General features: G+C 36.7%; 12 protein-coding genes. 5 read left to right on the top strand and 7 right to left on the bottom strand.

All coding sequences use genetic code 11. The features are described 5' to 3' along the window. Positions 1-6: 6 nt before the first annotated feature. The 4 genes from AC3IS5_RS01620 to AC3IS5_RS01605 all read right to left on the bottom strand — a co-directional run bounded on the left by AC3IS5_RS01620 (position 7) and on the right by AC3IS5_RS01605 (position 4,649). Positions 7-2,382, bottom strand: a complete 2,376-nt coding sequence (locus AC3IS5_RS01620) for a penicillin acylase family protein (protein WP_489426295.1) — start codon at positions 2,380-2,382, stop codon at positions 7-9. 117 nt (positions 2,383-2,499) lie between these two features. Then, positions 2,500-3,252: an exodeoxyribonuclease III gene (locus tag AC3IS5_RS01615; protein WP_489426294.1), complete on the bottom strand. Its 753-nt coding sequence runs from the start codon at positions 3,250-3,252 to the stop codon at positions 2,500-2,502. 81 nt (positions 3,253-3,333) lie between these two features. Then, positions 3,334-4,266 (bottom strand): UDP-N-acetylmuramate dehydrogenase, encoded by a 933-nt coding sequence (murB, locus tag AC3IS5_RS01610; RefSeq protein ID WP_489427799.1) that lies wholly within the window; start codon positions 4,264-4,266, stop codon positions 3,334-3,336. 77 nt (positions 4,267-4,343) lie between these two features. Further along, the gene (locus AC3IS5_RS01605) at positions 4,344-4,649 is read right to left on the bottom strand and encodes a winged helix-turn-helix transcriptional regulator (protein WP_489426293.1); all 306 of its coding nucleotides are present in this window, start codon (positions 4,647-4,649) and stop codon (positions 4,344-4,346) included. Between the two features lie 147 nt (positions 4,650-4,796). Here AC3IS5_RS01605 and AC3IS5_RS01600 point away from each other — a divergent pair, with 147 nt between their 5' ends. The 3 genes from AC3IS5_RS01600 to AC3IS5_RS01590 all read left to right on the top strand — a co-directional run bounded on the left by AC3IS5_RS01600 (position 4,797) and on the right by AC3IS5_RS01590 (position 7,003). After that, positions 4,797-5,654: a VOC family protein gene (locus AC3IS5_RS01600; protein WP_489426292.1), complete on the top strand. Its 858-nt coding sequence runs from the start codon at positions 4,797-4,799 to the stop codon at positions 5,652-5,654. A 117-nt stretch (positions 5,655-5,771) separates the two neighbouring features. Next, on the top strand, positions 5,772-6,296 hold the full coding sequence (locus AC3IS5_RS01595) for a YceI family protein (RefSeq protein ID WP_489426291.1): 525 nt from the start codon (positions 5,772-5,774) through the stop codon (positions 6,294-6,296). A 308-nt stretch (positions 6,297-6,604) separates the two neighbouring features. Next, positions 6,605-7,003, top strand: a complete 399-nt coding sequence (locus AC3IS5_RS01590; protein WP_489426290.1) for a DUF2500 domain-containing protein — start codon at positions 6,605-6,607, stop codon at positions 7,001-7,003. Between the two features lie 64 nt (positions 7,004-7,067). Here AC3IS5_RS01590 and AC3IS5_RS01585 read toward each other — a convergent pair whose 3' ends face one another. After that, on the bottom strand, positions 7,068-7,709 hold the full coding sequence (locus AC3IS5_RS01585) for an FMN-dependent NADH-azoreductase (RefSeq protein WP_489426289.1): 642 nt from the start codon (positions 7,707-7,709) through the stop codon (positions 7,068-7,070). A gap of 133 nt (positions 7,710-7,842) precedes the next feature. Continuing rightward, the gene (locus AC3IS5_RS01580; protein WP_489426288.1) at positions 7,843-8,550 is read right to left on the bottom strand and encodes a DsbA family oxidoreductase; all 708 of its coding nucleotides are present in this window, start codon (positions 8,548-8,550) and stop codon (positions 7,843-7,845) included. Positions 8,551-8,667: 117 nt separating this feature from the next. Between AC3IS5_RS01580 and AC3IS5_RS01575 the strand changes: the two genes are divergently transcribed. Then, the gene (locus AC3IS5_RS01575; protein WP_489426287.1) at positions 8,668-10,047 is read left to right on the top strand and encodes an FAD-dependent oxidoreductase; all 1,380 of its coding nucleotides are present in this window, start codon (positions 8,668-8,670) and stop codon (positions 10,045-10,047) included. A 67-nt stretch (positions 10,048-10,114) separates the two neighbouring features. Here AC3IS5_RS01575 and AC3IS5_RS01570 read toward each other — a convergent pair whose 3' ends face one another. Beyond that, on the bottom strand, positions 10,115-11,041 hold the full coding sequence (locus AC3IS5_RS01570; RefSeq protein WP_489426286.1) for a manganese-dependent inorganic pyrophosphatase: 927 nt from the start codon (positions 11,039-11,041) through the stop codon (positions 10,115-10,117). Positions 11,042-11,351: 310 nt separating this feature from the next. On the opposite strand from AC3IS5_RS01570, the gene AC3IS5_RS01565 reads away from it, so the two are divergent. Next, a complete protein-coding gene (locus AC3IS5_RS01565; RefSeq protein WP_489426285.1) occupies positions 11,352-12,158 on the top strand; it encodes a GNAT family N-acetyltransferase in 807 nt (268 codons plus the stop codon). Positions 12,159-12,186 lie beyond the last annotated feature (28 nt).

Here is a 12,186-nt window from a genome sequence, read left to right as displayed (position 1 = left end):
TCTATGTTATTGAGCCTTTAATAATAATTTCTTACCGTTAGGCACATCACCTGTAATAATGGTCTCATGATACTTCCCATTCGCCCAATCGTCAACTTGGTCGTTATACCACTCAGACTTCATATGACCACTTTGCCCAGGTCCCACAATATGATACCCCTTCGATAAGTCACTTAAATCTGCAACAAAACGCCAAGATGCGCCGTGGTTTACATTACCATTTTCTTTGTTTGCAGCTGCCTGTACTGTGAATTTAGAACCTCCGATTGGTACTGGCTTTGGATTAAGTAATTTTGCTAGAATTGGAGAGGCTGCCGATAATGGGTGGTTAAATGTTAACTGATGATAATCTCCCCATTGCCACTTTTCGGCGTTTTTACCGAACTCAGCTTCAATATCTTGAAGCGTCCTTTTAAAGGAATTGTACATAAGCTTATCAATACCACCTGCTTTGGTCACCCATGCACCTTGTTTTCCTGCAAAGGCCTGGCGCATAATTTCATCTGTAATATTGTATTTACCAGGCATCATTTCGTACACATCTTTTGGTAAATTATCTTCAAACAATTCCTTCTGAATATTAATAATCCACAAGTTGAAAACTAACGGGGCACCAGATTCTTTTGAATCGACTTGATTCCAGTCCTCCATCATTTTCAAAATATCCTTATATTCTTTTTTACTATCAACTTGCTTTACCGAGCCTAGCATATCTTTCAAAAACTCACCTGCATATAAGTCTTTCTGATCCATTTGCAAGTTTTGCATATCTTTTACTGTTAGCTTCTCCTTGCTTTCTAGCACTTCAGAAATTCGTTCATAACGATATGGTTGTGCCCAAAAGTCCGAAATATGATATGGATATTCGTCACCGACTACTTCATTATTCGCTGTCGCAATAAAGCCTTCAGCCGGATTCACGACTTTTGGTAATTTATCGTAATCAATATACCCTTTCCAATCATATTCTGCTGAGTCTCCTGGAACCGGTAGCTGCCCATCACCTTTTTTACGAATTGGAATTCGACCATTTGCTTTATAAGCAATCGTACCGTCCTCTGAGGCAAAAACAAAATTTTGTGCTGGTGCTTGGAAATCCTCTAGAGCTGTTTCGAACTGCTCCCAATTTTCAGCACGGTTCATATTTAATATCGCTTGTAATTCCAACGTTGGTTCTAGAGCAGTCCATTGCATAGAGAAGACTGCAGTTGGCTTTTCCTTCTTAAATGCCAAATCTGAAATAATCGGACCATGTCTCGTTTCTACAACTTCAAAATCTATCGTTTTACCACCTTTAATTTTGATAGGTTCCTCTCGTACTGTAGCCTTTTCCCATTTGCCTTCATATTTAAATTCAGTTGCATTACTTGGGTTCGGTATTTCTATATATAAATCCTGTGCATCTGGACCAACATTCGTCACGCCCCATGCTATTTTCTCGTTATGCCCTAAAATAATACCAGGTATTCCTGCGAAAATAACTCCACTTACATTCTGCGTAGGTGTTTCCAAATGCATTTGATACCAAATAGATGGTGTACTTAAACCTAAATGTGGATCATCCGCTAGTAAAGGCTTCCCTGACTCTGTTTTACTACCCGATACTACCCAGTTATTACTACCATTAAATTCGTGAGGTATTAGTGACGCATCGAACTGTCCTGCAACATTAACAGGTGTGTTTTTATTAGCTGCAATAATTGACTTCGCATTTTCTGGATACTTAATGAATAATTCCTTAGATTCTTCATCAGGTAAATTGTTTAATGCCCAATGTCTAAACGCTAACATATCCCAATGACCACCTAAATCATAAGCCATGTATTTACCAATTGTTAATGAATCCACTGCCGTCCAAGGCTCAGGTTCATAGCCAAGCAAACGAAATTCATACGATAAAGTGCCCTCTTTCTTTGCCTGTTCCATAAATGCATTTACACCTTCAGCATACCAAGCTAAAACTTGCTTAGCCTCTTGTGAATAACCCGCTTCAGATTTTTCGGCGGCCGAACGCAAACTAAATGTACGGAAGAACTTATCCGTATCTACCGCAGACTCACCGACGACCTCTGCCAGTCTACCGCTTGCCTGTCTTCTCGCTAAATCCATTTGGAATAATCGATCTTGAGCTTGCACAAAACCTTGCGCTCGATATAAATCTGCATCCGATTTAGCTGTAAGATGTGGTACTCCTTTGTCATCTCTTACTACTTTCACATTTTCATCCAATACCGCTACTTGCATTTCGCCATCTATTTTTGGTTTAGACTTGCCTATGTAACCGTTAACAAAAATAAGTGCTCCACATGCAATAAGTATTAAAACCCCTAAAGTCCAGCTTAGCCATTTCCATAATCGGCCACGCTTTTTCTCTTTGACCATAATTTCGCCTCCCCTTACTCCTATTATATTCGGCTCTCGAAGTGTTTTCCCCTTTTAAATAAAACAAAAAAACCACGCTTTTTCGACAAAAAACGTGATTTCTCTATATAAAACATATTATTTTAATTTTAATACGATTGGACAATGGTCACTCCCTAGAATACTAGCATGTACTTCCGCACTTTCAATTTTCTCTTGCAAACGATCTGAGACGATAAAGTAATCGATCCGCCAGCCAATATTCCGCTCTCTTACTTTATTCATATAAGACCACCACGTATAAGTATCTGTTTGCGTTGGATATAGATAACGGAAAGTGTCTGTAAATCCTGAACCTAACAATGTTGTCATTCTGCCACGCTCTTCTTCTGTAAAACCAGAATTCCCTATATTAGCCTTAGCATTTTTTATATCTATTTCTTCATGAGCAACATTCAAATCACCACAATAAATAACAGGCTTTACTTCGTCTAAGGTTTGTAAGTAACCTCGCAATTCATCCTCCCATTCAATTCGGTAATCAAGACGCGCTAAGTCCCGTTTTGAATTTGGTGTATACACATTTACTAAATAGAAATCTTCATATTCTAATGTAATGATACGTCCTTCTTCTTGCGTTGATTGGTCACCTACACCATATTTAACGGACAATGGCGTATGTTTTGTAAAAATAGCTGTACCTGAATAGCCTTTGCGCTCTGCATAATTCCAATATTGCTCATAGCCTGGCAAATCTAATTCTACTTGTCCATCTTGGCATTTTGACTCTTGAATACAGAAAAAATCCGCATCCATTTCATTAAAATAATCTAAAAAGCCCTTTTTTAAGCACGCTCGAATTCCATTAACATTCCAAGATACAAATTTCATAGTGATCTCCCCTTTAAATATAAATACGCCTTCCGCATGTAATACGAAAGGCGTTCTCTGTAGTTTTTAGTTTAATAAAATTTACAATGATCCGTTTTTAGAAGGTTCTTCACCAACGATTTTTACTTCTAATTCTAAATCAACATCAAATTTCTCTTTCACAGTTGCTTGCACCATTTTAATTGTGTTGATGTAATCAGTAGCTGTTGCGCCACCTTTATTTACTATAAAGCCAGCATGCTTCGTAGAAACCTCTGCACCGCCTACACCTTTACCTTGTAGCTCACTGTCTTGAATCAATTTACCTGCAAAGTAACCTGGAGGGCGTTTAAATACACTTCCTGCTGAAGGATATTCAAGCGGTTGTTTCGATTCACGCAAAAATGTTAACTCAGCAATTTTTGCATCAATTTCTTGTTGATCGCCTCGTTGTAATTCAAACTCAGAAGATAATACGTAGTAGCCCTTTTTAGAGATAATACTTTTACGATAGCTTAGGTCAAGTTGTTCTTTGTTTAAAACTAATTTTTCGCCTGTTGGTGTTAGTACAGTTGATTGTAAAATAACATCTTTTATTTCCCCGCCGTATGCACCTGCATTCATAGCCATTGCGCCACCAATAGATCCTGGAATACCACATGAGAATTCTAAACCTGTTAAAGTTGCCTCTGCCGCTGCTATTGATACGTCTTTAAGCAATGCACCTGCTTGTGCATAAACAGTTGTACCATCAATGCGGATTGCATCCAATTTCGAAAAGTTCAGGACAATTCCTCTAACTCCGCCATCACGTACAACCATATTAGAGCCATTCCCTAATAGCAATATCGGGATATCATTGTTATTCGCATATTTTACGATTGCTACTGCTTCTTCTTCAGTAGAAGGCATGACAAAAACATCGGCGCTACCGCCTAACTTTGTCATCGTGTATTGATCTAGTGGTTCATCTATTTTAACGTTTACTGGATTTACTATAGTAGATAATTTTGCTGCCCATTGTTGTTTCATTATTGAAAGACCTTTCCTTTCTAAACTTCTATTCATTCATAGTATGAATAGACAACGGCATTTTTACAAGTGATTTTCACTTAAAGCCATTTTTTTGACCAATTTTCAATCTCATCGATTGCAGCTTTTAAACCTTGGCCTTTTTCTGTCAAAGTATATTCTACTCGAACGGGTACTTCAGTATACACATGGCGCTCAACAAGACCTTCTTTTTCAAGTTCTTTTAGACGCTCAGATAGCAGTCGCCCGCTAATTGGCATCGATGACTCGATTTCATTAAAGCGCTGCGGTCCCTCTAATAATTGATATAAAATTAAGCCCATCCAGCGTTTACCTATCAAATCCATAGATTTTGCTAAACGAGGGCATAATGCGGATTCCTTCATTTGTTTCACCTCTATATATGCTATTGTAGCGGGATTATTTTAAAAAGTAAACTTTCGGTAACTTATTTACTTGACGTAAGTAATTTATTATTTTATAGTTAGTTACTAAAAGTAAGCTTGAAGAATTATTTGAAGGGAGGAACTACTTTGACTTTCAAATTAGATCCCAAAATGACATTAGGATATGTTCAGTTAAGCGTACAGTCTCTAGAAAAACAAAAAGAGTTTTATCAAATGTTAGGGTTCCATATTATTAAGGAATCCACTACAGAAGTTATATTTGGTACAGGTAGTACTGAACCGATTCTAATATTAACTACTACACAGGATGTTGTTCCAAGACCAACATGTACTACAGGTCTTTTCCACTTCGCAATATTAGTCCCAAGTCGCGAAGATTTAGCGTATGTTATCGGAAATTTATTAGAAATTGGTGCCCCTATCTCAGGAGCAGGTGACCACCTTTACTCTGAAGCGTTCTATCTAAGTGACCCAGAAGGCAACGGAATTGAAATATACCGAGATCTACCAAGAAGTGAGTGGCTGATTGAACCAAACGGTCAAGTGAACACAGCTACTGAACCGATCGATTTCAAAGGTATCATGGCTTTATACAAATCTGAGCGTACATGGACAGGGTTCCCAGAAGGTACAATTTTAGGCCATATGCATTTAAACGTTACGAACTTAGACGATGCAACAAGCCATTTCTATTTAGAGGCTCTAGGATTAGATTTAATGACTAACTTTATGGATTCAGCTTTCTTTATGTCTGCTGGGGGTTATCACCACCATATTGCAACAAATATTTGGCAAGGTGTAGGTGCTTCACTCCCACCGGAAAATGCTACTGGATTAATGGGCTACTCTCTTAAGCTGTCTTCAAAAGATGAACTAAACAAACTGAAAGAAAATTTACAAACCTACAATGTTTCATTCTCTGAAAATGAAGGGGAAATTATTGTAAAAGATCTAAATAAGAGTGACATGATTTTCTTTGCATAATCATATAATTCATCTGTAACATTAAATTATCTCTAATTCAAAACTCTTGATTTCGAGATAATATTGTATTATGATAAATGTACTAAATAACAAACACTTTTTAGGAGGAATTTTAAAATGACAAAATATAACGTAGACCAAGCTCACTCTAATTTAGGTTTCCAAGTAAAACACATGATGATTTCAAAAGTTAAAGGTAACTTCGGTTCTTTCACTGCTGATATCGATGCTAATCCAGAAGATTTAACTGGTGCATCAATTAAATTCGTAATTGATGTAGCGAGTGTAAATTCAAATAATGAAGATCGTGATAACCACTTAAAGTCAGCTGAATTCTTTGATGTTGAACAGTTCCCTAAAATGACTTTCGTTGCAACAAACATTAAATCTACTGGTGACGGCGAATACGAAATTACTGGCGATTTTACAATTAAGGATGTAACGAAATCTGTAACTTTTGAAGCTGAATACGGTGGTAAAGGTACTAACCCATGGGGTCAAGAAGTTGTAGGTTTTGAAGCGGAAACTAAAATTAATCGTAAAGACTTTGGTTTAACTTGGAACGCAGCACTTGAAACTGGTGGCGTACTAGTTGGCGATGATATCAAAATTAATATCGAACTTGAAGCAAACCCTGCTTAAGTCAAATATAAACTTATAACCAATTTGCTATTAGCATAGCAAGCCTAACCAGTCACCAAAGTGTGGCTGGTTATTTTGTTGTATCTACTTTAAAGCAAAGCACAATTGTGACTTCCTTATAGATTCGAGTAAATATGGAACAAGAAGTAGACCTGCAAATAATTTATTTATGTCTTCAGCAGGAGAGGCTATTAAAGTAGCCTATATCTTGAACGACAACCAGAAAGGGTTATCATCACCTTTTTTTGAAACTATTCTAATGGTGCTTCCGTAAATGATATTATAAAGAATGTATGGAGGTGATTATTATGTCGAATGGCATGTTCGGTGATGATATATCTTTTTTTGTAGGTACTGGATTATTTGGGGTATTTTTTGTTATCGTTTTCCTTATTATTGTTAGTGCATTTATATTTGTTATTGTAAAAGGAGTTTCTCAGTGGTCTAAAAATAATGCTTCTCCTATTTTAACTGTGCCTGCAGAGGTTGTTACAAAGCGGTCAAAAACGTCTGGTGGCAGTGGAGATACTTCAGCCAGCACTAGGTATTATACGACCTTCGAGGTACAAAGTGGCGACCGAATTGAGTTGCCTGTAAGCGGACGTGAATACGGTATGCTCGTTGAGGGAGACCTTGGTTTACTAACATTTCAAGGCACTCGTTATAAAGGTTTTGAACGCAATGGAAAAGAGGGAAGCACCATTTAATGGGCCTCCCTCTTTCTTTATAAATAGCCCAATTAAACATTAGGCATTCACTATTACTTTAAAATTAAGCGTGAACAGCTGATAATGATTTTGCTGCTGCTTTAACGCGTTCCATACCTTCAGCAATAATTGCTTCTGCTTTGTCTGGCATTGCGTTATGGCCTTCGATTACTACTTCTTCAACTGACATACCGAATACGCCGCCGAATACATTACGCATATAGTTTACAGCCATTTCCATTGGTGCTGTTTCTGGAGTTGAATAGATACCACCACGAGCGCTTAAAAGAATAGCTTTTTTCTCTGGCATTAAGTTAATCATGTTACCTTCTGCATCATATTTGAAAGCAAAACCTGCTTGGTATACGTAATCAACGAAAGTTTGTAATTTAGCTGGAATTGTTAAGTTCCATAATGGGAATGCGAATACTACTACGTCAGCAGCAGTTAAAGCGTCCATTGCTTTTTGTTTTGCAGCAAGAAGGCGACCTTCTAAATCTGTAAGTTCTTCACCATTTTGTACTTTACCAAATGCATTGAATAAATCTTGTCCGAAGTATGGTAGATCTTCAGCGAATACATCAAATGTAGTCACGTTTAAATCTTGTGCACCTTTTACTTCTTCCATGAATACTTCATACATTTTACTAGAAACGCCTTCAGTAGAAGGACGGTTATTTGCTTTAACAACTAATACGTTTGTCAATTTAATCTCTCACTCTCTTAGTTAAAAAATAGCTCTCGAAAAAATATCTCAAATTCAAGATAATTTTATTTTATAAAAAAACAGATACACTGTCAATGCATCTGCTCTCATACTTTTGACTGAAGATTAAAGATTAAAGTTCACACTTGCCATCTTCACAAATGCCTGTACCTTCAGCTCCCATCATTTTAAGTGTCGGTTGAATCCCCTCTTCAGCTGCCACTTTACGAATTGTCTCTTCGAATAATTCTTGTGGTTGAGCACCTGAAATTGCATATTTACGATTTAATACAAAGAATGGGACACCTCTAACACCTATTTGTGAAGCCTCTTGAATATCAGCCAATACCTCTGATGAATAATTATCTGAATTTAGTACATCTAGTACTCTCTCACGATTTAAACCAACTTCTGCTGCCAACTCTACTAATACTTCAGTTAAGCCAAGTTGTTTTGCTTCAATAAAGTGCGCACGTAGTAAACGCTCAGTCATCTCAGCAGCTTTACCTTCTGCTTCGGCGTATTTTGCTAAACGATGTGATTTGAAAGTATTAGCAGGTTTCATATTTTCAAAATCAAAATCTAATCCTACTTCTTTTGCACGGCCAGCAACACCAACTGTTTGGGCTTTTGCCGCTTCAATTGTAGAACCGAATTTTTTAGCTAACGCTTCGTACATGGATAAATCCGATGTAGCTGGAGTGCTTGGATCTAACTGATAACTCTTGAATATTACTTCTGTTTGTTCACTGAATCCTGTATCTTGCAATGCTTTTTCTAATTGTCTTTTACCGATATAACAAAATGGACATACATAGTCTGACCAAATTTCAATTTTCATCAATGCTCACCTCTTGCAGATATTGTATATGTGAACATATGAAACATCAATTTATCTGCTTATACATAATTCCTCAAAAACTCCACATGCTAAAAAAAATGTACTTGGAGGCATCTTATGGCATCTTCAATTTGGCTAGATAAACAAGCACCTTTTGCAAGACCTACACTCGAACAATCAATCGAAACTGACATCTGTATTATTGGTGGTGGTATTTCTGGCATACTTGCTGCTTATTTACTCTCAAAAGTTGGTAGGAAGGTTACTTTATTAGAAGGCAATACTTTATTTTCAGGTACTACCGGACATTCCACTGGGAAGGTAACTGCACAACAAGGTCTATTATATAGTCAACTTATTACTAAATTTGGTATGGAAGCAGCTCAACAATATTATGAGCTCAACCAGCAAGCTGTGGAACTATCATTTAATTTAGCAGAACCCGATTGTGTGCATCATGCTGATTCCTTCTTATATACACAGAAAGCTGACGGTAAAAAGGACTTAGAAGATGAATGGAAGGCTTACCAGACTCTTGGTATTCCTGGAGAATGGAACGCCGATTGCGAAATTCCATATGACATTGCCGCTTCCTTGAAAATGCCCAAACAAGCGCAAATCCATCCTGTACGCTTTGGACGAACTATCGCAGAAAAGGCAATCCAATCAGGTGCTGAGATTTACGAGCATTCACGCGTGCAAAAGGTCAATATTTTAAAACCATGTGTAGAACTAGAGAATGGTCATACAGTTTGTTATAAAGAGTTAATTTTATGCTCCCATTATCCACTAGAAGCTATTATTGGTATGCAAATTTTCAAACTAGAAGTCACTCGTTCTTATATCGTTTCTTTTGAAGCAAGCGAATTGTATAAAGGTCAGTATTTATCTATCGATAAACCTGGTCGCTCTATTCGAACAACATTAATCGATGACAAACCTTTTATATTATTAGCTGGGGATAGCCACCCTGCAGGCTCTATTTCCAATACCTCCATGTATTATGAAGCGTTGCAATTAGAAGCTAAAGATAGATTCGCAGCTAACCACTGCAACTATCACTGGTCTGCGCAAGATCCTGAAACAGTAGATTTAATTCCTTATGTTGGGCAGATCAGTTCCCGTTTACCGAATATTTGGATGGCTTCCGGTTTCAGAAAATGGGGGTTAGCTAATTCCATTGTGGCAGCACAACTGCTCCGAGATGGAATTGTTGGAAAACAAAATGTCGGACTCTCTCTGTATTCTCCGAAGCATACTAAATTTGGAGATGCTGTTTTACAAGCTTTAAAATTAGGCGGAAAAGTAACGAAGGATTTTGTCGGTGGTCATGTCACTCGTCGTGCTATGCCTCGTTGTACTCATTTAGGTTGTAAAACGAGATGGAATGAAGCAGATGAAACATGGGACTGTCCTTGTCATGGCTCACGCTTTTCAAAGGATGGTGCAGTACTTGAAGGGCCTGCAGTATATCCACTTGACCTAAGTGGATTATAAGTGTAATTTTCAGCAATAAAAAACCGCCTATTCCAATTGAAATAGGCAGTTCCTCCTCAAACAAGGATTATTTTAATGTATCAGTTAATGCTGGGACAATTTGTTTTTTACGAGAAACTACACCTTTTAATAACGCACGATTATTATCAGCCACAACGTTAAATGCTGTATAAGCTTTTTCAGCTTGTGCACCTATTGCAACAGCAACAGAATCATTGTTAATGATATCCGTTACAACGAAGAAGAATAGGTCTAGACCTTTTTCTGCAACAGTGTTGTTTAATAAAACTTCTAAATCAGCTTGGCGATCTAAAACGTCATTTACATCAACAGCATTTACTTGAGCGATGACAACTTTGTGATCTCCCATGCTGAATTCTTTTGCATCAAGAGAAAGCAAATCTTCTAATGATTTATCACTTAAATCAGCACCTGCTTTTAACATTGCAAGCCCATACTCAGCAGCGTCAACATCTGCAATTGCAGCTAACTCATTTGCTGCTTTCACATCTTGCTCTGTGCATGTTGGTGATTTGAATAATAATGTATCAGAGATGATAGCAGATAACATAAGACCTGCATAGTTAGCTGGAATCTCAACTTCATTTTCTTTGAAGATTTTATTTAGAATTGTTGCTGTACAACCAACAGGTTCCGCGCGGTAGTACAATGGATCCGCTGTTTCAAAGTTAGCAATACGGTGATGATCAATAACTTCCATTACTTGAACTTCAGCAATATCATCAGCACTTTGTTGACGTTCGTTATGATCAACTAATATTACTTGAGCAGCTTCTCCTGCAACTTTTTCCACAAAGCGTGGTGCTTCAAATCCAAATTTTTCTAAAGCGTAAGCTGTTTCGTTGTTCAGTTCGCCAAGGCGAATTGCTTCAGCATCAACGCCTAGTTGTTTTTTTAAATATGCATATACTAACGCAGATGTGATTGTATCAGTATCTGGGTTTTTGTGTCCGAATACAAGTACTTTACTCATTTAAATTTTGCCTCCTAGATTTCAACAATTTCCGAATATATCTTATCACAAATAGCACTGAAAAAGAATGTCAGCGCTTTGATGATAAATGTTCAATCCTTATTATGGTCTTAATTAAAAGCATATTATTCCTGTATTCTATTTTATAAAGTTAATTTTACAAAATCACATCATCTTCTATATCCCTTTATATTAAAATAGTCTTTTTTATCCATAAAAATAAATAATAATCATAGAAATCGTGTAATTAGACTTAATACTATGTTACTATTTCTAATATAATATATACATATAATAAAGAGGGGTAATAATGGAAAATAAGATTGAAAAGAAATACATACCACTAGCTGAATATTTCAGCTCCGCAAAAGACGATAAAATTCAACTTTCCTTCACAGAAATCGAAACAATTATGGGACATTCATTACCTAACTCTTCTTATTTAAATAAGAGTTGGTGGAAAAAAACTAAACCTCCTCTAAGACATTATCTAGCTTGGATAGAACAAGGATACTATGTAACCACAGTACAGCCTGGTTATCATGTGACATTTGAAAAACCTTCAAATAACAATAATGATGAATTGGATAGTTTAAATAAAGCTAAAAATACTTTTATCACTCGTTCTATTGAAACGGATGATGCCCGTGATCTAGCCAAATTATTGTCTACGTTAGATGCAGAGACAGAATTTATGCTTTATGGTATAAACGAACGCGACCCATCTGTTCAAAGTGTACGCAAGAAAATTACTAACTTACGTAAAGACAATTCTAGTTCAATTATAGTAGCAGTTGTTGAAGGTCAAATTGGAGGCATGATTTCTATTTCTGGTAATAAAGCTCAACGTGCTAAACACCGTGTATCGATTTACCTCGGTGTCAAACAGAAATTTACTAACCAAGGCATAGGCACAGCACTTTTAAAAGAGGCTGAAAAATGGGCAATGTCAAATTGCATTAAAAGAATTGAATTAAGTGTTAGTAAATCCAATACTATCGCTATCAATATGTTTAACAGATTTGGATTTGGAATAGATGGAGAGCGTCAACAATCATTGAAAATAAACGATGACTATGAAGATGAACTTTATATGAGTAAACTATTAATAATATAATGAAAAAAACTATGCAAATTTTGCATAG

The sequence above is a fragment of the Viridibacillus sp. KH_047 genome (genome assembly GCF_057838945.1).
This window is presented reverse-complemented; position numbering and strand designations above follow the sequence as displayed.